Here is a 24,702-nt window from a genome sequence, read left to right on the forward strand (position 1 = left end):
AATTTTACTCTCTTACCGCTGTTAAGGAAGACTTACAAGAAGTCTTCACCACCACCGCCGCCTAACATGATTTCACCGGCGTCAGCCAATCGACGAGCAATAGCCAAGATTTCTTTCTGAGCAGTCTCTACTTCAGACACTCGAATTGGTGGCATGGCTTCTAAGTCATCAGCCATCATATCTGCAGCACGCTTCGACATGTTTTTAAGGATTTTCTCTTTTAATGCGTCATCAGCGCCTTTAACGGCTTTCATTAATGAATCTTGTTGAACTTCTCTCAGAATTGCCTGAATTGCACGATCTTCAACATCAATTAAGTTGTCAAATACAAACATAAGGTCTTGAATTTGTTGCGCCATTTCTTCGTCATGTTCACGCATAGCATCCATTAATTGACCTTCTATGTTGGTATCTAAGAAGTTCATAATTTCTGCCGCTGCTTTTAAGCCGCCCATTTTCGCTGCTTGTGCACCAGCTTGACCAGCAAACTGTTTCTCCATGATCTCGTTCAACTCTTGAAGTGCTGCTGGTTGAACTTCTTCTAAGTTAGCAATACGCATCGTTAAGTCGATACGAACCTTGTCAGAAAATTGACCTAAGATTTCCGCCGATTGATCCGGCGCTAAATACGCAAGTACGATAGTTTGTATTTGTGGATGCTCATTTCTTATAATGTTCGCTACTTGTTTAGAGTCCATCCATTTAAGTGAATCTAAACCTTTAGCGCCACCACCAAGAATTATTTGGTCTAATAGGGTTGCAGCCTTATCTTCACCAAGTGCAGCGGTCAACGCCTTCTTAATAAAGTCTTCAGATTGGAAACCTATCGTACTGTAGTCTTGAATTTGCTCAATGAACAAACTGTGAACCGCTGATATTTTATCTTGGCTTAAGTCATCTAGTTGCGCCATTGCAATGCCCACCTTTTGCACCTGCTTCGGCTCAAGGTGTTTAAGGATTTGTGCGGCGTCTTCTTCAGACAAGCTCAATAATAAAATCGCTGCTTTCTCTACACCTTCTAGTTTTTCAACATCAAAGGCTGGCTTCGCTGCGACTTGTGTGTTTTCTGCTGCTACGACATCATTCATCTTCTAGTAACCACCCTTTAACTACTTGCGATGACAACTCAGGTTCATTCGCAACTAACGCTCTTACTGCTTTTAACAGGTCTTCATCACCATGTAAGTCTGGTAATTGTAGAGTACCGTCGGCAGCAAAGCCTATGTCTTTTTCATCAAATTCTGTATTTAGCATATCTAATGCTTCATCACCTAAGTCTACACCACCAAGCGCTTCTTCTTCATATTTATCGGTAGTATCTTCAGGGCTAATAAGCTTATTCAGTAATGGGCGAACCAAGAATATAATCAGTACAACAATAACAATCATTGCAGCTACTGTTTTGATCATTGGCTGGAACCATTCTTGCTCATAAATTGGTTTATCTTGCGCAGACAACACATCAACTTTGTTAAACGGTATCGTAACGACTTCAAGTGTATCGCCGCGATTCATGTCAAAACCGATTCCGCCTTGTAATAGTCTACGTAGATTAACCAACGCTTGTTGTGAACGAGGTGCTTTTTGAATAGTGCCATCTTCACCCGGTGTTGTTATGTAGTCCACCGCAACCGAAACGCTCAGGCGACGAACAACGCCAGTTTGATTTTGTTTGTGGCTTATCGTTTGGTCAAGCTCATAATTACGTGTTTGTTCTTTGTGAGAGCGACCCGTTGTGCCACGAGTTCTTGCATTACCCGCCTCTTCTGGAATATCTGACTCTAAAGGAGGTTGGTTTGACAATGCACCTGGTATTCCTACTGGGCCATTACCCGTTTGATTTTCTTCAATTAACAATTCACTTCTAATTGCAGGCAAGTCTGGGTTATAGGTCTTTTGTGTTTCTTGAACTTGAGTAAAGTCCATAGTTACATCTACTTGTGCCGTGTAATTTTCCATACCAATGACTGGCGACAGTATTGAGTTAATTTTTTGTAAATACTCGTCTTCACGTTTTTGTTCTATTTCAAACTGTTTACGAGACAATGCAGAAAGTGAGTTTTGTGAACCAGAGTTAAGTAAGCGACCATTTTGGTCTGTTACCGTCACTCTTGAAGTTGCCAAGCCTTGAACGGCTGAGGCTACTATATCTACTACGCTATCGATTTCTTCTGTTTTTAACATGCGACCACGTTGTAAAGTTAAAACCACGGTTGCAGACGGTTGTTTAGTATGGCGAGCAAATATGTTTTCTTTTGGAATGGCCAACAGCACTCTTGCACGGCTGATTGAATTTAACTCTTCAATCGTTCTTGCTAATTGTTGTTCACGGCTATGCTTTAAACGTTCCGTCTCCATACGCTGGCTAACACCAAAACCTGTGTCTTGCATTAAAATGTCAGAACCTTCCGATGGAGCATTAGATAAACCGCCGCGAGCCAAAGACAACTTAATGTTTTGATAAGCATCGGCTGGTACTAAAATGGTATTTTGCTCAAGTGTATAGTCAACTTTTGAGCATCTAAGTAGTCTAAAGTTTCAATTAACTGTTCTGTGTCAAACTGACCAAGTGGACGTAACTCTGGTTCGCGGGACCACATGAAGATAAAAATAGTAATTGCGATACAAATTACAAGAGCCAGTATCAATGCGCCTTGACGCAACAAGTCAGCACTAGAAGCTGCACTTAAAAAACCTGATTTTTGCTCTTCAACATTATCCATATCGCCATTTAGCGACACCATGTCATTAGAGACATCTTGTCCTGGATTTGTCATTTGAGTAGTTAGTTCGTCTGCCACGTTAAACCCTTAATTCTTATTTAACTGCTGAAGTGAGCCTAAACAGGCATGCTCATGATTGTTTTATATGCATCAACCAGTTTATTTCTAACTTGTACGGTTGCTTCAAAAGCGATGCCGGCTTTCTGAGATGCAATCATGGTCTCAGCTAGTGATACTGAACGGTCACCCATTTCCAAACGTGTTTTTAAATCGCCTGATGTTTGTTGCAATTCATTCACATTGTTTACTGCTTGCTCAAGAAGTTCACCAAAGTTTGCTGAAGAAGGGTTATTTACCTTTTGAACTTGGTTAAAAGGACTAATGTCATTGTTTGGGCGAATTGTTTGACCAGACGCCTGCGACGCCATGCTTTGTAATTCCGCATATAAGTTATTAGCTTGAATGTTCATTATTCTGTCCTCTTTCAGGAGCAATTCTATACTAGACAGTATAAAGCAGGAATAATGCCAGTTTATTCTAGCTACTTATCAACAACTTAGCACAAAATTATGGGGTTAAACTTTGAGTATTAACGTGACAGAGAATTGACAGAGGGTGTAATTGGGCTGGAATAAAGAAAGAAAAGGCCTATTAATACAATCAGGATTACGTATTAATAGGCCATTTTAAACAACTCGTTATGCAGGAACTTCAATACCTTGTTCACGCATTTTTGCTAGCTTATATCTCAGCGTTCTTGGGCTTATTCCTAATTTCTCGGCAACGTCTTTACGTTTACCATGACAGGCTTGCAGTGCGTCCAAAATAATACGATTTTCTTGGTCACGAATTTCCATTTTAAAATCGCCACTGTCATCTATCTGATGACTCGCTTGAATATCCGCTGCAATATTATCGACAGCAAACTCTTCAACCAAAATATGTTCTGAATCTATTGTATTGCCTGAGCATAATATTAATGCGCGCTGAATAACGTTATCTAATTCGCGCACGTTACCAGGCCAATTATGCAACATTAATTTATGAAGAGCGCCAGCGCCTATTACCGGGATTTCTCTACCCGTTTCAATGCAATAACGGCTAAGCAGATGTTCAGCTATTGGTTGTAAGTCATCTTTCCTCGCGCTTAACGGCAACCATTTAATTGGGAATACGTTTAAACGATAAAATAAATCTTCTCTAAACTTACCTTCTCTTACTGCTGCAACTAAATCTCGGTTTGATGTTGCTAATACTCGAACGTCTAATTTAACGGTTTTACGACTACCTAAACGCTCTACTTCACGTTCTTGCAAAACACGCAGCAATTTAGCCTGCAGGTTTAAATCCATTTCCGTTATTTCATCGAGCAAAATAGTACCGTGCTGAGCTTGTTCAAACTTACCAGGGCAGGCTTGAATCGCACCGGTAAATGCGCCTTTTTCGTAACCAAATAAGGTTGCTTCAAGCATGTTGTCCGGAATAGCAGCACAGTTAATCGCGATAAAATCATGCTCTGCACGAGATGACTGGTCGTGAATATAACGAGCCATTACTTCTTTACCAGAACCACTAGGTCCCGTGATCATGACTGAGGCGTCTGACTTAGCAACTTTTGCAGCTAACTTTAACAACTCAATACTTTTCTTATCCGCTACAACAGGATCATGCCTGTCAGTTTGTTTAACCGGAGCATATCGGCCCACCATATTTAACAGCACTTCTGGTGCAAATGGTTTCGCCATATAGTCAATGGCGCCATATTTCATTGCTTCTACGGCATGGTCAATTTTTGCATAAGCGGTCATTAACAAGAATGGTGTATTTGGATACAGCTTTTTAACCGACTTTAATAAATCTAAGCCTGATAAACCGCCCATTTGAACATCAGAAACAATAAGATCTATCACTGTTTCTTTAAGTTTAACTAACGCTGTTTCTGCTGAGTCAGCTTCTACAACAGAGTATCCAGCAATAGAAAGCGTATCTACTAGAGCCTCTCGTAAACCTGAATCGTCTTCTACAACAAGTATTTGTGACTGGTTCATGCGATAACCTCCTGACGTTCTATATCTAATGTTTGGGCTTCATTTTGTGGTGCTAATTTAATTGGTAAGTAAATTGAAAATACCGCGCCACCAGATGATTTATTCGTTACAGAAACAGTTCCTTGATGGGCTTGTGCAACGGTTTTCACCACTGATAAGCCAAGACCTGTGCCTTGTGAGCGAGTGGTATAAAAAGGTTCGAAAATCTTATCAATGAGTGATTTTTTAATGCCAGGACCGTTGTCCTCTACTGATATACAAACCTGATTAGGTTTATCGTTAACTCTGCGCGCCGCTAAGTGTATCTGTACACCTTCACCAATAACCTGAACAGCATTGTGCACTAAATTAGTAATAGCGCTCGCCAAACTCGTTTTATTAGCTAATAAAAGAATGTCTGGTTCAGGCAGCTCAACGGTCATAACACCAGTAGGGTTAACCATAGCATCTGAACTCTGGTGAACACTGGTTAGTAATTGCTGAAGCGATACTTGTTCTAAAACTTGATTTTCACCACTTTTGGCAAACATCAACATGTCGTTAACTTGCTTTTCTAAGTCTGACAAACGGGATGACAGTTTTTTGACAAAGCTTCCACGTTGCTCAGGTTTTAAACGGCCATTGGCCAGATTTGCTGAGTACAACATAGCTGCTGATAAAGGCGTTCTAATTTGGTGGGCTAAACTCGCAACCATTCGACCCAGCGCAGAAACGCGCTGTAAGTGGCTTATTCTTTCTTGAAGTTGTCTTGTTTCCGTTAAGTCCGTCATTACAATCAGCTGACCAGACTTAAGCGGCATAATATCTAATTTCACGCGACGACCATTCACAAGTGATACTTCGTGACCATCATCTTCACGTGGTTTGAATGAACGAGCAATAACCGTTCGCCACTTTTCACCTTCAAGTGGTTCACCTAATAGAGAAATTGCGAATTTATTTGCCTGACGTACCATGCCTTTATTATCAAGCACCACTACACCGTTTGGCAGAATATCCACTAAGTGACTGAGGTCATCATTTTGTTGACGAATTTCTTCAATTTGATCACTTGAAAGGCGATGACTTTTATCAACCGAGGATAAGCTAGGTGAATTGGCCGCTTCTGGCTCAGCAAAGCTTCGAAATTTAGACGTGAATGATGCAAGTTTAATGTTTGCATCAATAACGCGCTGCTCTGTAATTGGAGTTGATAATCTGGCTGACATAATACTGCCTCACAAGTGTTAATACACCTTGATACAAACAACTATTATGCCAACTTTTAAAACCTTAATTAACAAAGACTTAGATTGTTAATTTAACTTTTTCCTACAACATCATTTTTTGACAATGATTAATCATCTTTATTTAAATCGTACTTACGCATCTTCTCAACAAGGGTTGTTCTGCGAAGAGATAACTGCTCTGCTGCGCGCGAAACAACGTAATCACAACTTTGTAAAGCTTGCTCTATTAAGTTTACTTCTAATTCCGCTAGATACTCTTTTAAATCAATGCCCTCTTCTGGCAGCATAACCGTAGTAGGGTCAGCTACTGAAGTTGCAGACATCACAAAATCATCGTTATCGTCCGCTTCTTCTTCGTCGTTAAAAGCAAAAATATCATTAAGTGCTTGGCGCTCTAAAATTTCATCTGGATATTCAGGAACAAATGGCGCTTCATCTGTGTAGCAATAGCGCTGCGGAAGATCATGCACATCAACCATCTGATTTGGGAACATGATAAGTAATCGCTCAACTAAATTGCCAAGTTTCTCGCACGTTACCTGGCCACCCATGTTGTTTTAATGACTCCAGAGCTCTATCCGTCAAATTAAAGCGCGCACTGTGCTGTTTTTCAAATCGAGTAATAAACTCTTGAATAAGGACTTCCAAATCGTCTCTTCGGTCTTTTAAAGACGGTGACTCGATAGGGAAAACATTGAGTCGATAATATAAATCTTCTCTAAAGCGATTTTCTTCAATCATGGTTTCAAGATTTCTGTGTGTCGCCGCAATAATTCGCACATCGGCTTTTATTGCTTTACTTCCACCAACTCGTTCATAAGTTCGCTCTTGAATAACTCGTAACAGTTTCACCTGCATTTGCAGGGGCATATCACCAATTTCATCTAAAAATAGTGTTCCGCCCTGGGCTAGTTCAAATCGGCCTTTTCGTGAAGATATAGCGCCAGTAAATGCCCCTTTTTCATGACCAAACAGCTCACTTTCTAAAAGCTCAGCAGGAATTGCACCACAGTTCACAGGTACAAATGGGCCTTTTGCTCTGTTTGATAATAGGTGAACATTACGAGCGATGACTTCTTTACCCGTACCAGAGTCACCTAAAATAAGTACGTTTGCTTCTTTTTCAGCAACTTGCTTAATCAAAAAACGAATTGTTTGCATTGCATTTGTCTGACCTATAAGGCCGTCAAATAATGAACCATCAGTAGAAGCGTTTCGCTTAGGGATCAGACGCTTATATTCTTGGCAATCTCTAATTTGTTGAGTAACCACAGGGTAGGAAAGTGGCTCACTAAGTAAGCCAATGACATTCTTTTTATCAAATAAGTATTTTAGGGTTTCACCTAAAACTAAAAAAGGAACCGCAGGCTGCGAGGCAACAATGGTTTCATGTTGGCCAGACGACAAGGCGCCTAATACGCAGGCCATAACACTTTCTTCTGGGTCGCAAGCTTCGGCTAAAGTTGATTCAGACACCACTTCGCAACGCTCACCAATAAAGCCAAATAAATTGGCAATGAGTTGGGCCCTATTCTGATTTTCGTCCAAAATAAGGATTTTACCTAAGCCAACTTGTGCCGGAGTGATACTGTCTTTAACCATGGTTTGTTCAAATACTATCTTATTGATTTTATAGTATTGATTGTAACTTCGATCACCTTAGTTGCAAGCACTTCCGACAATAAATTGACGAAAATACTTATTTGACTAAATATTGACGAATAGAGGCTTAGCTTTTAGTAACTCACGTTGTGTTTAGTTAATAGCGCTAACAAACCGTCTTCGTCTAAAACAGGTACTTCAAGGTCTTGCGCTTTAGTTAATTTAGATCCTGCTTTTTCACCCGCTATTAAAAAGTCAGTTTTTGCGGAAACACTACCTGCTACCTTTGCGCCTAAACCAATTAATAATGACTTAGCGTCGTTTCGGCTAACAACATTCAAAGAGCCTGTTATTACATAGGTTAAGCCAACTAAAGGTTGCTCATCTGCGGATTTCTTTTCGATAACAGGCCAGCTAACGCCTGCGTTTATCAGCTTTTCTATCACTTCTAAATTGTGACTCTCGCGGAAAAAGGCATGCACATGTTGAGCAACAATGTTCCCTACGTCGCTTACTTCTACTAGCGCTTCAATATCCGCATTTTCGATATTTTCTAACGTTAAAAAGTGTGCCGCTAAATTAGCTGCAGTAGCTTCGCCCACTTCCCTTATTCCTAGTGAATAAATAAATTTAGGTAAGGTTGTGGATTTTGCTTCTTGTAATGCTTGAATAAGATTTAACGCCGATTTTGGCCCCATTCTTTCTAAGCTTACAAGTTGTTCTTCTGTTACGTTAAACAAGTCTGCTGGCGAATGGATCATATCTGCATCAACCAGTTGGTCCACAATTTTGTCACCTAAACCATCAACATCTAGCGCTTTTCTTGACGCAAAGTGTTTAATGGCTTGTTTTCGTTGCGCGCCACAAACAAGACCTCCAGTACAGCGAGTAACAGCCTCACCTTCTGGTTTTTCAACATGCGATTGACATACTGGGCACTCTTGAGGGAATTTAATATCGCGAGCAGTATCAGGACGCCTATCAACAACTACACCCGCAATTTGTGGAATAACGTCACCTGCTCGTCGGATAATTACCGTGTCGCCTATTTTTATACCTAGTCGTTCAATTTCTTCAACGTTGTGAAGTGTTGCATTGGAAACGGTAACACCACCAACAAAAACCGGTTCCAGTTTAGCTACTGGCGTGATAGCACCGGTTCTTCCAACTTGAAATTCAACATCTCTTAATACTGTTAACTCTTCTTGCGCTGGAAATTTATACGCAATGGCCCATCGAGGCGCTCGAGCAACAAAACCTAACTGAAGCTGGGAATCAATGTCATTCACTTTTAAAACCGTGCCGTCGATTTCGTAGTTAAGCCCTGCGCGCTTTTCTTGGATTTTCGAATAAAACTCAAGTACGCCTGAAACACCATTTACAACTTTTACCTCTGGACACAAAGGCAATCCCCAGCTGTTAACGAGTTTTAAACGGTCGTAATGAGAGTTTGGTAGGGCAATCTCCTCGCTAACGACACCTAGGCTATATGCATAAAAACCCAAAGGTCTTGATGCTGTAACTTTAGAGTCTAATTGTCTTAAGCTACCGGCTGCACCATTTCGTGGGTTAACCATAGGTTTTGTATTTTCTGCACGTGCTTTATCGTTGTATGCATTAAATCCGTCTAACCATAAAAACACTTCACCTCTTACTTCAACTCGCTGAGGTATGTTCTTACCTGTTAAACGAAGAGGAATCGATTTTATGGTTCTTACATTAGCAGTGATATTTTCACCGACTGAACCATCACCCCTCGTTGCAGCTTGAATTAAAACGCCGTCCACATAAAGTAAACTGACCGCCAAACCATCTAACTTAGGCTCACAGCAAAATTCCAATTCTTCATCAGACTTTAAACGTTCATTTATTCTCTTATTAAAAGCGACAAATTCTTCTTCCACCATTGCATTATCTAGCGATAGCATAGGTACTTCGTGAGTAACTTGTTGGAATTTATCCAGAGCCTCACCACCCACTTTTTGGGTTGGTGAATCAGGAAATTTAAGTTCCGGATACTCATGTTCCAGTGACTGCAACTCACGAAAAATGCGATCGTACTCTGAATCTGGCACGGTAGGATTATCCAAAACATAATATTGATGGTTATATTCTTGTAGTTTGTTTACAAGTGCCTTTATTTTTACTTCTATTTCACTTTGGATAGTCATGTTTACGCCAAATAACTTAAAAATTGTCTTTATTTTAAAGGTAATTTGCGAAAAATTTAAACTAAATTAACATTAAGCATATACAAACCTGTTTTAACTTAGGAAATTTAGTGATTTTTTTCTATTTTTATGTCATTTTATCGCGTTATTTTATGACTAAACATTCATCTTATTTGGGATTATATTTGTAACTTATGCGGGTTTTAATTGTATTTTTAGTTTTGTTGTTATCTTTGCCAAGTTTTCCACTTTTTGCCGAAGCAACAAACGAAGTCGAGTTTAATGAAGAGTTAATAGCTCTGAAGGTAGACTATGCTTTGTCGCCTAATAAAAAGTTAGAGGCTTTGGAAACGCTTATTTTGCTAGCTGAATCTAACGATTGGCGTCATTCGGAAATTCGCTCACAGGTATACAAAGCTGAAATCCTAATTTCTCTAGAACAAATTCAATCCGCTCAAAAGATAGTTGACCTTTATTTGCCTAGAACTAAAGCCGCTCATTTATTAGAGTCGAGAGCTCGCCTACAACTTGTACAAATTACGATCAATACAACACAAAACAAACCAACAATTGATTTAATTAACAATATTGAAGAAAATATTTTGTTAATTGAAAATGAAAAAGTCGTTGCTGACTTAAATAGCGGATTAGGAATTGCGTTTTATACTATTCGCAATAATGAAAGTGCCTTAAAACATCTTGAAAATGCTAGAAAAATTTACAAAAAAATGGGCGATGAGATTGGCCTTTCAGAAACATTAAACTCGTTGGCTAATATATTTAGTGACGAAAGTGAACCAGACATTGCTATTCAATACCTTTCTGAAGCATTAAAAGTAATGCGCAAGTTTGGCGATAAACACGGTGAGTCTATACTTCTATATAATCTAGCTCAAAATTACATTGCCAAACAAGACTTTGAAGAAGCACAAAAAAGCCTAGCGAGCACATTAAAATTAAATCAAGAACTTGATGATATAGCCGGGATTGCGTGGACAAATCATTCGTTAGGGCTAGTTTTCGAAGAGCAAAATAATTACGAAAAAGCGCTGTTGTATTATCAGCAAGCCCTAGTGTTTTTCAAAGATAACAATGATAAAACCAACATCATTAATGTGTCATTAGGTAAAATAAATTGCCTCATAGAATTAGAGCAGAGTAATGAAGCAAACCAGGAGTTGTTAGTTCTGAAGCCCATTATTGACGAATACAAAGATGAATATTGGCAAGCCCCCTATCAACGCCTGAATGCAAAACTTTACGCATTAAATAACGATTATAAAGCGGCTTATGAAACCCAAGTTGAAGTAACAAATAGATTTAATGATCGATACAAAAGTGACGCTAACAATGATATACAAGAGCTTTTAATTAAATTTGATTTAAACAAAAAGGCAAATGATAACCGAATTCTTCAGCAAGAAAATGAGCTGCAAGAGCTTCGTCTAAAACAAAAACAAAAAGAAAGTACAATTTGGCGAATGGCAATGGCATTTGCTGTGTTAATAATGGTCCTCATTGGCTATTTATTACAACGTATTCTTGTAAACAGAAATCACTTCCAAGAGATGGCGTTAAAGGACCACTTAACCGGAGCACCAAACCGTAGAGCTATTTTAGAGTTTGCTGAACGTCAATATCAATTATCAAAACGTAACCGTACTCCTTTAACCGTTGCTATTATCGATTTAGACTTTTTCAAATCTATAAATGATAACTATGGGCACGATGTTGGCGATGAAGTATTAAAAGCATTTTCAACCGCTATAAGCAGTTCAATTAGAAGTCAGGATCAATTTGGTCGTTATGGTGGAGAAGAATGGTTATTGGTTTTGACTAATACTCCAGTAGAAGATGTGAGCATAATTTTTGAACGAATTACTAAAAACCTAAGCTCTATTGAGGTTGATAGCTTGCCTGCAGGCTTAAAAATCACCTTTAGCTTAGGCGCTGCCCAAGTCGACAAAAAAGACACAACGGTGAACAAAACAATTAACCGCGCTGATACAAATTTATACCAAGCAAAAGAGTCTGGCCGAAACAAAGCCATATTCTAAAACACGTTACTTCAAACTTTCCCTTTTAAGTAACGTGTATCCATTGATTGCACATTACCTTGAAGCCCGCTGTTATACATATACATGTTAAAACAAAGCCTTTAAACTACCCAGATTGGAAACATTTTAAAGGATTAAACATGACCCAGGCAGATTGGCCATATCGCTACGACTTATTACTTCGATTAAGATTAATTGAAATAGTCGCTTTGTGGGAAGGACGTTTAACAACCAAACACCTGTGTGATTATTTTGGCATTCGCCGTCAGCAAGCTTCTAAAGATATAAAAAAATACCTAGAAGAAATCGCTCCTGAAAACTTAATGTATGACTCATCACAAAAAGGTTATTTACCAACAACATACTTTAAGCCCGTTTTAACTCAAGGAACAGCTGAAGAGTACTTACACCTGCTAGAAAGAAACAATGATTTAAACTTACATTTTGAACGACTAGATCTCGGTTTTGGTCATTGCCACCAAATCCCTCTGCCAAATAGAGCAATTGGCGCTGAGATATTAAGACCAATTATCAAAGCATGTCATAACAACCTTCGTTTGGAAGTCGACTACCGTTCGATTAATGATCCAAAACCAGACGGCCGTGTTATAGCTCCTCACTCGTTGGTTTTTGCCGCCAATCGTTGGCATGTAAGAGCCTACTGCGAAAAGAATCAGGCTTATAGAGACTTTGTATTGACTCGTTTTTTTAATACTCCAGAGCTCGAAGAGTCAAAAAGTACTTTTACTGAGCAACAAGATACCAGTTGGAATGAAATGATTACTGTCATCATAGTGGCAGACCCTCGTTTAACCGACGAACAAAAAGAAGTTATTGAATGTGATTACGGTATGAATAATGGGACTCTTGAAATTACGATAAGAGCAAGCCTAATAGCTTACCTTTTACGCTCACTAAATATTGAAATTCACACGATTAATGCGGACCCTAAAGCCCAACAAATTGTAATTCAAAACCTTGACGCTATTAAGGCCTGGGTATTTGACTAATACCCTTAGTGTTTTTTGCTTTTAAACTAATGTTGGCTTCTGCTATACCAACATGATTTTGAACTTGATGATTTTTAAGTTATTTTGAGCTTCAAACGTTTGTATTCAACTATCTTTTTTATTTGTTTATTGGCCCCTTTGTAGTGAAACAGAAAACTAAATAACATATATTGGATTTGAATGTAATTATTGGGAAAAAGCATGATATCTAACACTATAAATCGCTCAGGCATCCTCATTTTAACTTTATTGTTTACCATGAGTATTGGCTTAGGCGCTGCCCCCAAAACCAACAACATTTCGCCAAAAGTGGATGAAAGCACAACACAAGAATTTACGACCAAAATAAAAGGTAAAAAAATAAAATACACGGCCACCATTGGCAACCAACCGGTTTGGGATAAAGAGGGTCAACCTACTGCAACTTTATTTTATACTTATTATCAACGCTCTGACGTAAAGAGCAACGAAACACGCCCATTGGTAATTTCATTTAATGGTGGACCTGGTTCGGCATCCGTATGGATGCATATGGCTTACACTGGGCCTAAAATACTAAATGTTGATGATGAAGGTTACCCTTTACAACCTTACGGAACCAAAACAAACCCATATTCAATTTTAGACGTTGCCGACATCGTTTTTGTAAATCCAGTTAATACCGGTTACTCAAGAGTATTGCCAGACAAAGACGGCAAAATGCCAAGCAGAGACAAGCAGAAATCACAATTTTTTGGCGTAAACGCAGATATAAAATACCTAGCTGATTGGATTTCAACATTTGTCACTCGCAATAATCGCTGGCGTTCTCCTAAGTATCTTATCGGTGAAAGCTACGGCACAACTCGCGTTGCAGGCCTTTCACATGAGTTACAAAATAATCAATGGATGTATTTAAATGGCGTTATTCTGGTATCGCCTACCGACATGGGTATTAAACGTGATGGGCCAGTTAAGTCCGCTAATCGACTTCCATACTTTGCAGCCGCAGCTTGGTATCACAATAAACTTAACGCTGAATTACAAAACAAAGATTTAATAAATGTTCTGAATGAAGCTGAGAAATTTACTATTAATGAATATATTCCAGCTTTGGCTCAAGGTGGTTTTATTGCTCAGCAGCATAAGGAAAGCATTGCTAGGAAGGTTTCGTATTATTCAGGCCTTCCAGTAAAAACGGTATTGCAAAACAATTTGGATATCAGCACGTCTTTCTTTTGGAAAGACCTTTTGCGAGATGAAAGCAAGACGCTTGGCCGATTAGACTCTCGTTATTTAGGTATCGACGAGCAAGATGCTGGTAGTCGTCCTGACTATTACGCTGAGTTAACTTCTTGGTTACACAGTTTCACTCCAGCCATTAACTATTATTTACGTGAAGAATTGGGTTATAAGACTGACCTTAAATACAACATGTTTGGTAGCGTTCATCCGTGGGATAGAAGCAATAATAATACGGGCAAAAGCTTACGATTAGCTATGGCGCAAAACCCTTATTTAAATGTGATGGTTCAAGCGGGATATTATGACGGCGCAACTAATTATTTTGATGCTAAGTACTCTATGTGGCAAATAGATCAAAGTGGCAAAATGAAAGACAGGCTGTCCTTTAAAGGCTATCGAAGCGGCCACATGATGTACCTAAGAAAAGAAGATTTAAAACAATCTAACCAAGATATTAGGGACTTTATAAAAGCCAGTTTACCTAACGCAGCGACTCCCGCTAAATACTAACATTGACGTACGGAATCATTACAAAATGAAAAAAAAATGCAGTATCGCTATTTTTTCGACAGGGTTAGCACTTGCTAACTCTGTTGTTTTCGCATCAGAATCTGATTCATTAAACTCAAATATTACCGGGCTTTCGATACCAACGATTGAAGTTTCAAAAATATCTTCTGGTAATCGCTTTCAAGCTGTTGATATTGCTGATGGTAAAATAATATATGTTAGTGGCACTAACTCTTCTGTCTACAAATCAGAGAACGCTGGTGAATCATGGCAACAAGTTAACTCGCCAGGCAAACACGACAAGCTACAATATCGAGACATATTAATTGATCAGGATAAAATAGTTCTTATGTCGGCAGGTGTTAAAGATCAGTCCCGGATTTATACATCCTTAAACCAAGGGAAGGACTGGAAACTTAATCTAATCGGCAAACAAGAGTCTGACTTTTATGATTGCATCACAAATGCCAAAGGAGAAACTTGGCTTTATGGTGACTCAAAGGATGGTATGCTCACTGTTTTTTCTGCCGAACAAAACGCCAGTGGTTGGAAAAAAGAAACACTGCCCTTTAGAGCAAACTTAAATGAGGGTGGATTTGCATCAAGTGGTACCTGCATCAATTCAAATAGTGATGGCGATATCATTGTAGGTACGGGTAATACCGAAAGCCCTCGCTTGTTGTTAAAGAAACACAATCACGACTGGCAAAGTATCACCACACCATTTAAAGGTGGTGAAGCAGCTGGAGTTTTTTCGGTGCAGTTAAAAGACAGTAATGTTTATGCATTTGGCGGAAGTTTAAAAGAAAAAGAAGGTCATGCTGTTGGTTATAAATACAATTTAACATCAAGTAATTGGCAACCATTACCAGAGCTCCCGTTATTAGGTGCCATTTATGGCTCAGCGCTGATTAATGATTCTATTTTAATATCAAACCCTCAAGGTGTGGCTTTGTTGAAAAAAGGTGAAGCAAAATGGCAGGTTATATCAAACCTCAACATTTGGGCATTAGAATGCCACTCCTCGTTTTGCGTTGGTGTTGGGGCAGACGATACGGTTATAAAAATCACTAACATTTAGTGCTTAGTCGCTTAGTCGCTTAGTCGCTTAGTCGCTTAGTCGCTTAGTCGCTTAGTCATTATCACCTTGCAGAAAGCCAGCTTCTTAAACTATTAAGTATTAAATTTAAAAAAGCCAGAGTAACTTTAGCTACTCTGGCTTTTCATTTTAAGTGCCTAACCTATTACTTTGGTTAGTATTTTTGTTAGTACTTAGTATATTGCTTGCACTAAAGGTTATGTTACTGCTTACGATAACTTACGCCAAAGAACATGCTATACATGACTGGCACTGCCACCAGCGTTAGAATAGTCGCGAACGCCAAACCACCCATGATGGTGACTGACATGTCAGCAAAAAACGGGTCGGACAGTAATGGTGCCATTCCTAGTATCGTAGTAATCGCAGCTAGTGCCACAGGCCTTAAACGACTGGTACTCGCCGTAATAATTGCAATGCGCTTTGCTTTTCCCTCTTCAATTTGAAGGTCGATTTCTTCAATTAAAACAATGGCATTCTTAATTAGCATTCCAAATAAGCTTAAGAAACCAAGCAACGACATAAACCCAAATGGCATATCCGTTGACAATAACCCGGTTACAACACCCACAACAGCCATCGGAACCGTCAACCAGATAATCAAAGGTTGCCTAACCTTACCAAATAACAATACTGAGATTAAAAACATTACCAAGAAACCAAGAGGCAATCCGCCGCCTAGAGCCTTTTGAGCGTCAGCTGAGGATTCATATTCCCCACCCCACTCAAGTTTATAACCATCAGGCAACTCCATACCTTCAATTTTTGGCTGCAACCTTGAGAACGCCTTACCTGCCGTTTCATTAAATCCAGGTTCACCATATACCGTGATTGTTCTTACTCTATTTCGACGGTGAATTTGCGTTTCTTCATTTACAAGCTCAACACCTTTAGAAATTTGTTGGAAAGGAATATATTTGCGTTCCGCACTGCTCCAAACTTGGTTGTTTTCTAAAGCTTCGATTTCTGAAGCAGCCGATGTAGCCATCTTAGCTTTAATTGAATAGGTATAGTCACCATCAACAAGGTTACCAAGTACTAAACCATTGCTCGCATATTGAATAGACTGACTAAAGTCCGTTCTTGAGACCCCAGCAATACCTGCGCTAAATGCATCGTAATGGGTATTTAGTGCTAGACCTTTGCCACGCCAGTTATGTCGAACGTCTCTTATGCTGTCATCTTCAAGCATTATAGTTTCAGCTTGAGCGGCAAGCTGACGAAGCACCTCTGTATCCGGACCTGAGAATCTAGCAGCCAACTTCGCACCACCGCCAGGGCCAAATTGCATACGTTCTGTGTAATAGTCTGCACTTAAATCTAGTTGAGGTAGTTGGGCATTAAGTTTTTCAATAACCGCAGGGATTTCATCTCGAGAGTTTGTCTTAACTAAGAAAAAACCATAACTTTCATTGGGCTGCTGTGGTGCATACGTCAGTGTAAACCTATCGGCACCTTGACCAACATAACTCGTTACAGCGGCAACCTCTTCTTGAGCAAGAATGACTTTTTCTGCTCTAATGACTTCATCCGTTGTAGAGCGTATATCTTGTCCTTGCGCTCCCCAGTAATGAACTAAAAATAGCGGAGCGTTTGATGGCGGGAAAAAGCCTTGTTTTACTAACCCAAAGCTGCCGTAAGCAACAATGGTAATACCAAACAATACAGCCATTGTTATCCATCTAAACTTCAACGAAAACTGTAATAAGGCTAAATAACCTCGATAAAACGCATTGTGCTCTTCACCTTCTTCTGGTTGATCGCCAACTTGATAAAAATACTTTCCAAACAGTGGGACAACTGTGGTTGCTAGTATCCAGCTCAGCATTAGTGAAATAAGCACAACTGCGAACAATGAAAACAGGAATTCGCCCGTTGCATCATCTGATAAACCAATGCCAGAGAAGGCTGCAATACCTATCACAGTTGCACCTAACAGAGGCCATTGTGTTCTTTTTACGATAAAACTAGCCGCTTCACGAGCCGACTTACCCTGACGCATTCGCAACATCATGCCTTCGGCAACAACAATAGCATTGTCCACTAACATCCCCATTGCAATTACCATAGCCCCTAAGGAAATACGCTGAAGTTGCAGCCCCATTAACCACATTATCAATACGGTTCCCATAACGGTAATCAACAAAACAGAACCCACTACTAAACCGCTTCTCCAGCCCATAAAAATGCACAGAGTTAATGTTACAACAGCAACAGAAAGAATGAGGTTGTCGATGAATCCTTGAACAGACTGATCAACCAAGGCTGCTTGATCATAAATTGGCGCTAACGTTATACCGGCTGGTAATTTGGTCAGTAACTCATTTACCTTTGCGTTTACATTATTACCAACGTTAACAATATTAACGTCATTAAGAGCTGAAACCGCAAGCGTAATTGCCTCCTCGCCTTGATAACGAACTAACACTTGTTGAATATCAACCGGCTCAAATTTTAGCTCCGCAATGTCTCTAATTTTTATAGAACGCGTAGTGCCAGGAACAACTAACGTTAAATTATAGATCTCTTCAATTCGGTCAGCCGCATTTTCAATGACTAGACGAACTTTTCGACCATCGACCTGCACTCTTCCGCCATTAAATGGCTTTAAGTTTTCTGCTAACAAATTTGTTAAATCAGGAAATGAAATACCCAAGCCGGAAATTTGATAGGGATTAATATACGCAACAAGCTGCTCTTGTTGTACTCCGGTAACTTGAACCTTTGCTACGCCTTCCGTAACCAACAGTTCTCTACGTATTATGCGAGCAAACTCTCTGAGTTCTTGAGGTGTAAAATCAGGTGCCGTTAAAGCGTAATACATACCGTATACGTCACCAAAGTCATCATATACAGCGGGTTGTTGAGCACCAGCAGGAAGGTTTTTGCCCGCATCCCTAAGTCTTTTCCTCAGTTCATCCCACACCTGTGGTAACTTGTCTGAGTCAATTTGAGGGCGTACTTCAACGGTTATTTCTGAAACACCTGGTTTAGAAATAGAGTTTAATCTATAAAGTTGAGACATCTGCTGAATAGCAATTTCTAATGGCTCTGTAATTTCACGCTCAACTTTTTGCGCACCAGCACCTGAGTATTGAGTTACTACCTGCACTTGCTTTATGGTAAACGCTGGGTCTTCTAGTCGGCCGATGTTTTCCAAACCAAACAAACCACCAATCAGCATTACAATAACAAATAGCCATACATTAACAGGATTGTTAATGGAATAACGTGCAATATCCATTTTAACGCTCCGTTCTATATGGCTTTACAACTAGTCCTGCACGCATTTTGTTAGCGCCTGCAGCAACAACTTTTTCGCCTTTTAACAATTCGCCAGTTACTAATGCATATGACTTCTCTATATGAAGGACTGAAACATCAACACTTTCAACTTTCCCAGACGCATCATTAAAACGCCAAACATGAAAACCAGTATCTTCACTGCCAACTAATGACGTAAACGGTACTAGTACACCTTCACCATAACTTTGCGAGCCAATAGTGACTTCAACTACAGCTCTGGCTCCTGGCGTTAAGTTTTTATCTTTTACGCTCGCCGCAAATACCACTTTATACGTTTGTGTTGTTGGATCTGGTTGAGTGTCATGTTCAACATATTCAAGCTCATATTGACGCTCAGGTAAGCTAATAATAAAAGCGCTTGCCGTGATCGGCGTTCCAGACTTGTAACGACTAACAATTCGCTCGGGTACATTTATATTAAAGTAGAAGCGTGATACGTCTTGCACTCGAGCTATAATCTGACCAGCCGTAACATAACTATTGTTATCGACTAAGCGCTCAGATATTTGTGCATCAAATGGAGAAACAAGCGTTGTATAACTTAGGTCTTGCTCAGCTCTTTGTAGTGCAATTTCAGCCAGTTCATAATTCGTTTTGGCACTGTCCATTTCGCTTTGTGAAGCCAATTGTTTTTCATAAGTTGATGACACTCGGTCTAAATTACGTTTTGCTTGCGTTAATCTAGCCTTAGCTTCCTGCACTAACTGGTTAAATGGAGTAGGATCTATTTTTGCGAGTACATCGCCTTTTTCCACTAAAGTACCCGTTAATAAATTTGTATCTTGTAATCGGCCTTTTACCTCAAAACTAACATCTATTGTTTTTACAGCTGAAACCTCGGCTGGAAAGGTATGAATAGTAGAATCGGGAGAGTCTGATACAGCTACAAGTTTAACAGCTTGGGCTACTTCCTTTTTCACTTCTTCTTTTGGCGCTTCTGAACAGCCGCTTATCAGTGCAGTTGTAACTAGGGCGATTGCTAGTATTGGCTGCTTTGAACCAAATACCGATTTGTTTTTAAACATAATTATTCCAACAATGGTGACCAGCTTTAAATATTAGTCGCTGATGAGATTTTTATTTAGTTTATTATTCGCTTAAATTTGTAAGTTCTGTCATTTTTCAGATTATTCTAATCCACTAAAAACCACCTCTGCTTTAATTCCATTTAGCGTCCACCATTTTTCACTTGGTAGAGGTTGTTTTATGCTGACTATTTCACCAAACTTTGGTGTTATTAACCTGACATCATTTTCGATGGCTAAATTGGTTATCATCTCGAGTGGTTCAAACCAATTGTGTAAAGACAAATCAAACGTTCCGTTATGCACTGGCATCATCGCCTTACCTTTAAGGTCTATATGTGCTTGTAAACTTTGCTCAGGCAACATGTGTATATCTGCCCACAAATCATTATAGGCACCCGTTTCCACAAGGGTTAGGTCGAATGGTCCGTACTTTTCACCAATTTCCTTGAAACCTGCAAAGTAACCAGAGTCTCCGGTGAAAAAAATATTACTATCCCAGCCTTGAATTACCCAGCTAGCCCAAAGAGTTTCATCTCTATCAAACAGGCCTCGCCCAGAAAAGTGCTGTGATGGCGTAGCTGTTAATTTAATTTGATCAATCGTGGTGGTTTCCCACCAATTCAGTTCAGTTACTTTATTTGCGTCAATGCCCCAGTCTTTAAGGTGTTTACCAACATTTAGTGGCGTAACAAAGCGCTCCGTTTTTTCCGCTAGCGCCTGAATCGCATTTTTATCTAAATGATCATAGTGATCGTGGCTGATAATAACGGCTTTAATTGGAGGCAGTTCTTTTATGCTAATTGGCGACTGATGAAAACGTTTCGGGCCCAACCACTGCACAGCAAAAACACGTTCGCTAAAAACCGGATCTAGTAAAATAAAATCGCCATCAATTTTTAATAAGACGGTAGAGTGACCTAATCGAACAGCGATATCTTCAGTGGTTTTGTTTAAATCGGATATGGATAATGGCAATACAGGAATATCAGCCTTAGGCGTTGCATCAGTGCGATTATCACGCCAGTACGCTTTTGCGATTGACCAAACTTTTGACCATGAGTTTTGATATTTAATATCGGTATTTTCGAATTTTGTTTTTGCCTGTTCATTTGAAGATAAATTTGAACAAGCGCTAAAAATTGTACTCGCCATTATCAGTGCCCCTATCAGCGCTATTTTCCTATTCATATGCCAACCACAAAAAAAAGTAAACTACACGGTATAGTTTAAATAGAAAATTTGTAAAGTAAACTGATCGGTGTAAAATAATCATAACTTTTCTGAGAGATTGATATGACTGAGTTAAAAAAGACCCGCAGTGAAATAAAACGAGAAGCTATATTAACTGGCGCTTTAAAAGCGTTTCAGCAATATGGTGTTGCCGACACCAGCATGGATAAAATTGCTGAAACGGCCAGTGTTTCTAAGCGAACGGTTTACAATCACTTTGATAGTAAAGAGGTACTCGTTACTCATATAATCAAAGACATTTGGTCTAAAACTCTTGTTGCCTACAATGTAAATTACTCACCAGATAAGCCTTTGAAAGAGCAGTTTTTAGAACTCGTCTTAAACGAAATTGCATTTAGTCAGAATGAGAATTTCTTTGAGCTTGTTAGAGTTGCAATTAGTCACACACTTTTTAGTACTGACAGTTTTAGAGCGGACATGCGACAGTTTTTTGAACAAGAAACCGCCCTGATTCGATGGTTAAAAGAAGCTAACAAGGATGGAAAGTTTGTTGGTATGGATGCCATCAAAGCTAATGAGCAAATTATTGGGCTTATAAAAGGCCAAGCATTTTGGCCACAAATCTTACGATTTGACGCTCCGCTGACTAATGAACAGTGTATTGAACTTGCAGAGGAAACCGTTCAGCTAATAATGTGCCGTTACTTGGCTAAATAATTCGCCCTATTCTGCTTTATTTTAATCTTTATTAAATTGTGACTTGTTCGTGATACTTTTGGGATAACTTTATTTCATTCTTGTTAGGTCAAAACTAATAAGGATAAAAAATGAAAGTTATTAACAAAGTACTCATCCCTTCTTGTCTCGCACTTCTAGCTGGTCCACTGTCTGCTGCTGAGTTAGACATAAAAGTAACAAACCTGACACACGGCATTTATTTCACACCACTTCTTATTACGGCACATACTTCTGATGCTCACCTATATGAGTTAGGTATGGCAGCAAGTGAAGATTTGCAAAAAGTAGCCGAAGGTGGCGATATTTCTGGCTTTTCTAGCACGTTAGCAACAATCAATGCAGATTCAAGCGAAAACCCGGCTGGCGGTCTTTTAGCTCCAGGCGCATCTACCGAAACCATGTTGTCAACCACCGATGGCAACGTTCACCTTTCAATTGTCTCCATGTTGTTACCTACCAATGATGGTTTTGTTGGTCTAGACAGTTGGTCTATTCCCGACGAACCAGGTACTTACACTGTTTATCTGAACGGCTATGATGCTGGCACAGAAGCCAATAATGAAATAATAAATGGTGGTGGCATGCCAGGCGTTCTAGGTATTCCAGTTGACCCTTCTGGAAATAATGGTACTGGTGCCGTTGGCGTGACGGATATGGAAGAAAACAGCATGGTTCACGTGCACCGAGGTAACTTAGGCGACACTGACGTTTCTGCTGGTATGTCAGACCTTGATAGTACAGTTCATCGTTGGTTAAACCCAGTTGCAAAAGTCACAATCACGGTTAATTAAGGAGCAACAGCATGATCAAATCAAAAATAAAACTCGCTCTTTTAGCGTCAACGTTGAGTGTAGCTTTCCTATCAGGTTGCAGCGATGATGATGACAAAATTGCGCCAATTATTGAGCCGGAACCTTTAGTGGTTACTTATGACGTAACGGTCACCAACTTAACCTATAGCCAACCTTTCTCACCACTTTCAGTAGTTCTACACAACGATGGTGCCCTTTGGTCAATTGGTGAACCAGCGAGTGTTGCACTTGAGAAACTTGCGGAGTCTGGTGCTAACGCCGATTTGTTTGCATTGAGCAACGTAACGGTTTCAGCTGCTGGTAATGGCATATTAATGCCAGGCGCTTCAGAAACTGTTTCTATATCCATAGAAGACACTACAGAATCTTTATTGTCATTAGCCACTATGTTGGTGAATACAAATGACGGCTTTACCGGTCTTAATAGTATCTCGCTTTCCGACTTAATGGTGGGTGATAGCTGGAGCGCAATGACGGGTGTTTATGACGCAGGTACAGAAGCCAACAGTGAGATGGCCGGAACCATACCAGGCCCGGCTGATGGTGGTGCTGGATACGAGTCTGCAAGAGATGATTCGGACATAGTAAGCATGCACAGAGGTGTTGTATCTATGGACGACGGGCTCATGTCCTCGGTGCTCACTCAAGCGCACAAGTTTGATCAGCCAACCGCCAAAATAACGATAACTCGGACGGAATAACTAGGAGCTTTAAATGACAGATTCAGTGCTTATCGTGGAAGACGATATTGATATAGCGAACCTTATTCGCGTTAATTTAATGGAGTTGGGAATTACCACTGAGCACGAATCTGATGGCAAAAAAGCGCTAGAAAAAGCACTGACCAAACCATTTAGTTTATTGCTACTAGACATCATGTTGCCTTCATTGTCTGGGTTAGATATTTGTAATGAAGTTAGAAAACAAAAGCCTGAACAAGCCATCATCATGTTAACGGCAAAAAACTCTGAAGTAGACAGAGTATTGGGACTTGAACTCGGCGCGGATGATTACATGGCCAAACCTTTTAGTATTCGAGAGCTACAAGCAAGAGTTAGGTCACAATTAAGAAAGGTTAATTTAATTAAACAGCGTGATTTACCTAAAGTCGACGATGCCTTTAAAGAACTACCAAATCAAATAAACAATTACAAAATAGGTCAATTAACTATCGATGATAAATTGCACAGAGCTACTTTAGGTGCTCATGAGTTAGATTTAACGTCAACAGAGTATGATTTGTTAAAACACTTTATTAAGCACCCAGAACAAGTCTTTAGCCGAGCCCAACTTTTAGAAAGTGTCTGGGGTTATGGCCACAGCGGTTATGAACACACTGTAAATTCTCACATCAATCGCCTTCGTGCAAAACTGGAAGTTAACCCAACTGATGCACAGATTATTCAAACTGTGTGGGGCGTAGGTTACAAATTAAGTGCTCAAGGAGCCAATTAATGTCGTTGTATAAAAGACTCGTGATCTCACTCACATTGGTATTTGCCGGTATTATTTATTTAATAATTTGGTGGAGCGGTGAGTTACGAGAAAATACTCAATTGGAATCGGAGCAACGGTTGCACTTAGGACTCGCTAAACATTTAGTTCAAGACAACCCTCTGCTGGCGGATGGCGTTTATGATTACGATGGATTAAAGAACCTTTTCCATACACTAATGATGCTGGGCCCTAGCTTTGAGTTTTATTATCTCGACCCTAATGGAAAAATACTCACCTACTCTGCAGAAACCCGGCAAGATTAAACGTTCTCATATTGATATAGAGCCTGTTAAGCAGCTGATTAGTGGAATACATCCACTGCCCATTTTAGGTGACGATCCAAAGAGTTCAGGATTACTTACAAAACAACTTTCATTAGATACAACAAACCTAACAAACGAAGAGCCTATTAATTCGATAAACCAAGACAAAAAGATTTTTCAGCGGCGCCCGTTTA

Annotated in this window: 17 protein-coding genes and 2 pseudogenes; 9 read left to right on the plus strand and 10 right to left on the minus strand. The window is 39.7% G+C overall.

Translation table 11 applies throughout. The features are described 5' to 3' along the window. Positions 1–32: 32 nt before the first annotated feature. The 7 genes and pseudogenes from fliG to ligA all read right to left on the minus strand — a co-directional run bounded on the left by fliG (position 33) and on the right by ligA (position 9,773). A complete protein-coding gene (gene fliG / locus GNP35_RS06805; RefSeq protein ID WP_155695411.1) occupies positions 33–1,088 on the minus strand; it encodes a flagellar motor switch protein FliG in 1,056 nt (351 codons plus the stop codon). Continuing rightward, positions 1,081–2,744: pseudogene (fliF, locus tag GNP35_RS06810) on the minus strand (flagellar basal-body MS-ring/collar protein FliF). The gene fliG and the pseudogene fliF overlap by 8 nt, the downstream one beginning before the upstream one ends. Positions 2,745–2,839: 95 nt before the next feature. After that, a complete protein-coding gene (gene fliE / locus GNP35_RS06815) occupies positions 2,840–3,193 on the minus strand; it encodes a flagellar hook-basal body complex protein FliE (protein WP_155695412.1) in 354 nt (117 codons plus the stop codon). 228 nt (positions 3,194–3,421) lie between these two features. Further along, a complete protein-coding gene (locus GNP35_RS06820; protein ID WP_155695413.1) occupies positions 3,422–4,771 on the minus strand; it encodes a sigma-54-dependent transcriptional regulator in 1,350 nt (449 codons plus the stop codon). Next, complete coding sequence (locus GNP35_RS06825) at positions 4,768–5,979, minus strand: sensor histidine kinase (protein ID WP_155695414.1); 1,212 nt, start codon at positions 5,977–5,979, stop codon at positions 4,768–4,770. Before GNP35_RS06825 ends, GNP35_RS06820 begins: the two co-directional genes overlap by 4 nt. A 128-nt stretch (positions 5,980–6,107) precedes the next feature. Beyond that, a pseudogene (locus GNP35_RS06830) lies at positions 6,108–7,602 on the minus strand (sigma-54 interaction domain-containing protein). A gap of 134 nt (positions 7,603–7,736) precedes the next feature. Next, on the minus strand, positions 7,737–9,773 hold the full coding sequence (gene ligA, locus GNP35_RS06835) for an NAD-dependent DNA ligase LigA (protein ID WP_155695415.1): 2,037 nt from the start codon (positions 9,771–9,773) through the stop codon (positions 7,737–7,739). 194 nt (positions 9,774–9,967) lie between these two features. On the opposite strand from ligA, the gene GNP35_RS06840 reads away from it, so the two are divergent. From GNP35_RS06840 to GNP35_RS06855, 4 genes are all read left to right on the plus strand, one after another. Then, positions 9,968–11,830, plus strand: coding sequence for a tetratricopeptide repeat-containing diguanylate cyclase (locus GNP35_RS06840; RefSeq protein ID WP_155695416.1), 1,863 nt, complete (start codon positions 9,968–9,970; stop codon positions 11,828–11,830). A 140-nt stretch (positions 11,831–11,970) separates the two neighbouring features. Further along, positions 11,971–12,840, plus strand: coding sequence for a helix-turn-helix transcriptional regulator (locus tag GNP35_RS06845; RefSeq protein WP_155695417.1), 870 nt, complete (start codon positions 11,971–11,973; stop codon positions 12,838–12,840). A 258-nt stretch (positions 12,841–13,098) separates the two neighbouring features. Continuing rightward, on the plus strand, positions 13,099–14,574 hold the full coding sequence (locus GNP35_RS06850; protein ID WP_414153685.1) for a S10 family peptidase: 1,476 nt from the start codon (positions 13,099–13,101) through the stop codon (positions 14,572–14,574). A gap of 25 nt (positions 14,575–14,599) precedes the next feature. Then, entirely contained in the window at positions 14,600–15,655 is a 1,056-nt protein-coding gene (locus GNP35_RS06855; RefSeq protein WP_155695419.1) for a hypothetical protein, read from the plus strand. A gap of 220 nt (positions 15,656–15,875) precedes the next feature. Here the strand turns inward: GNP35_RS06855 and GNP35_RS06860 are convergent, their stop codons facing one another. The 3 genes from GNP35_RS06860 to GNP35_RS06870 all read right to left on the minus strand — a co-directional run bounded on the left by GNP35_RS06860 (position 15,876) and on the right by GNP35_RS06870 (position 21,159). Then, a complete protein-coding gene (locus GNP35_RS06860) occupies positions 15,876–18,917 on the minus strand; it encodes an efflux RND transporter permease subunit (protein WP_155695420.1) in 3,042 nt (1,013 codons plus the stop codon). Position 18,918: 1 nt separating this feature from the next. Beyond that, entirely contained in the window at positions 18,919–20,004 is a 1,086-nt protein-coding gene (locus tag GNP35_RS06865) for an efflux RND transporter periplasmic adaptor subunit (RefSeq protein ID WP_155695421.1), read from the minus strand. Positions 20,005–20,106: 102 nt separating this feature from the next. Continuing rightward, the gene (locus tag GNP35_RS06870; protein ID WP_230961324.1) at positions 20,107–21,159 is read right to left on the minus strand and encodes an MBL fold metallo-hydrolase; all 1,053 of its coding nucleotides are present in this window, start codon (positions 21,157–21,159) and stop codon (positions 20,107–20,109) included. Positions 21,160–21,300: 141 nt separating this feature from the next. Here GNP35_RS06870 and GNP35_RS06875 point away from each other — a divergent pair, with 141 nt between their 5' ends. The 5 genes from GNP35_RS06875 to GNP35_RS15600 all read left to right on the plus strand — a co-directional run bounded on the left by GNP35_RS06875 (position 21,301) and on the right by GNP35_RS15600 (position 24,508). Beyond that, positions 21,301–21,915 (plus strand): TetR/AcrR family transcriptional regulator, encoded by a 615-nt coding sequence (locus tag GNP35_RS06875; protein ID WP_155695423.1) that lies wholly within the window; start codon positions 21,301–21,303, stop codon positions 21,913–21,915. Positions 21,916–22,025: 110 nt separating this feature from the next. Then, complete coding sequence (locus GNP35_RS06880) at positions 22,026–22,727, plus strand: spondin domain-containing protein (RefSeq protein ID WP_155695424.1); 702 nt, start codon at positions 22,026–22,028, stop codon at positions 22,725–22,727. 11 nt (positions 22,728–22,738) lie between these two features. Beyond that, positions 22,739–23,449: a spondin domain-containing protein gene (locus GNP35_RS06885; protein WP_155695425.1), complete on the plus strand. Its 711-nt coding sequence runs from the start codon at positions 22,739–22,741 to the stop codon at positions 23,447–23,449. Between the two features lie 13 nt (positions 23,450–23,462). After that, complete coding sequence (locus GNP35_RS06890; protein ID WP_155695426.1) at positions 23,463–24,203, plus strand: response regulator transcription factor; 741 nt, start codon at positions 23,463–23,465, stop codon at positions 24,201–24,203. Then, positions 24,203–24,508, plus strand: a complete 306-nt coding sequence (locus GNP35_RS15600; protein WP_230961325.1) for a hypothetical protein — start codon at positions 24,203–24,205, stop codon at positions 24,506–24,508. The genes GNP35_RS06890 and GNP35_RS15600 overlap by 1 nt, the downstream gene beginning before the upstream one ends. The last annotated feature ends 194 nt before the right edge of the window (positions 24,509–24,702 follow it).

The organism is Psychrosphaera haliotis (genome assembly GCF_009728465.1).
Classification (GTDB): Bacteria; Pseudomonadota; Gammaproteobacteria; order Enterobacterales; family Alteromonadaceae; genus Psychrosphaera; species Psychrosphaera haliotis.

Excerpts from the sequence above, each read along its gene's own strand:
- fliG (WP_155695411.1), bottom strand. The coding sequence starts at position 1,088 with ATGAATGATGTCGTAGCAGCAGAAAACACACAAGTCGCAGCGAAGCCA.
- fliE (WP_155695412.1), bottom strand. The coding sequence starts at position 3,193 with ATGAACATTCAAGCTAATAACTTATATGCGGAATTACAAAGCATGGCG.
- GNP35_RS06820 (WP_155695413.1), bottom strand. The coding sequence starts at position 4,771 with ATGAACCAGTCACAAATACTTGTTGTAGAAGACGATTCAGGTTTACGA.
- GNP35_RS06825 (WP_155695414.1), bottom strand. The coding sequence starts at position 5,979 with ATGTCAGCCAGATTATCAACTCCAATTACAGAGCAGCGCGTTATTGAT.
- ligA (WP_155695415.1), bottom strand. The coding sequence starts at position 9,773 with ATGACTATCCAAAGTGAAATAGAAGTAAAAATAAAGGCACTTGTAAAC.
- GNP35_RS06840 (WP_155695416.1), top strand. The coding sequence starts at position 9,968 with ATGCGGGTTTTAATTGTATTTTTAGTTTTGTTGTTATCTTTGCCAAGT.
- GNP35_RS06845 (WP_155695417.1), top strand. The coding sequence starts at position 11,971 with ATGACCCAGGCAGATTGGCCATATCGCTACGACTTATTACTTCGATTA.
- GNP35_RS06850 (WP_414153685.1), top strand. The coding sequence starts at position 13,099 with ATGAGTATTGGCTTAGGCGCTGCCCCCAAAACCAACAACATTTCGCCA.
- GNP35_RS06855 (WP_155695419.1), top strand. The coding sequence starts at position 14,600 with ATGAAAAAAAAATGCAGTATCGCTATTTTTTCGACAGGGTTAGCACTT.
- GNP35_RS06860 (WP_155695420.1), bottom strand. The coding sequence starts at position 18,917 with ATGGATATTGCACGTTATTCCATTAACAATCCTGTTAATGTATGGCTA.
- GNP35_RS06865 (WP_155695421.1), bottom strand. The coding sequence starts at position 20,004 with ATGTTTAAAAACAAATCGGTATTTGGTTCAAAGCAGCCAATACTAGCA.
- GNP35_RS06870 (WP_230961324.1), bottom strand. The coding sequence starts at position 21,159 with ATGGCGAGTACAATTTTTAGCGCTTGTTCAAATTTATCTTCAAATGAA.
- GNP35_RS06875 (WP_155695423.1), top strand. The coding sequence starts at position 21,301 with ATGACTGAGTTAAAAAAGACCCGCAGTGAAATAAAACGAGAAGCTATA.
- GNP35_RS06880 (WP_155695424.1), top strand. The coding sequence starts at position 22,026 with ATGAAAGTTATTAACAAAGTACTCATCCCTTCTTGTCTCGCACTTCTA.
- GNP35_RS06885 (WP_155695425.1), top strand. The coding sequence starts at position 22,739 with ATGATCAAATCAAAAATAAAACTCGCTCTTTTAGCGTCAACGTTGAGT.
- GNP35_RS06890 (WP_155695426.1), top strand. The coding sequence starts at position 23,463 with ATGACAGATTCAGTGCTTATCGTGGAAGACGATATTGATATAGCGAAC.
- GNP35_RS15600 (WP_230961325.1), top strand. The coding sequence starts at position 24,203 with ATGTCGTTGTATAAAAGACTCGTGATCTCACTCACATTGGTATTTGCC.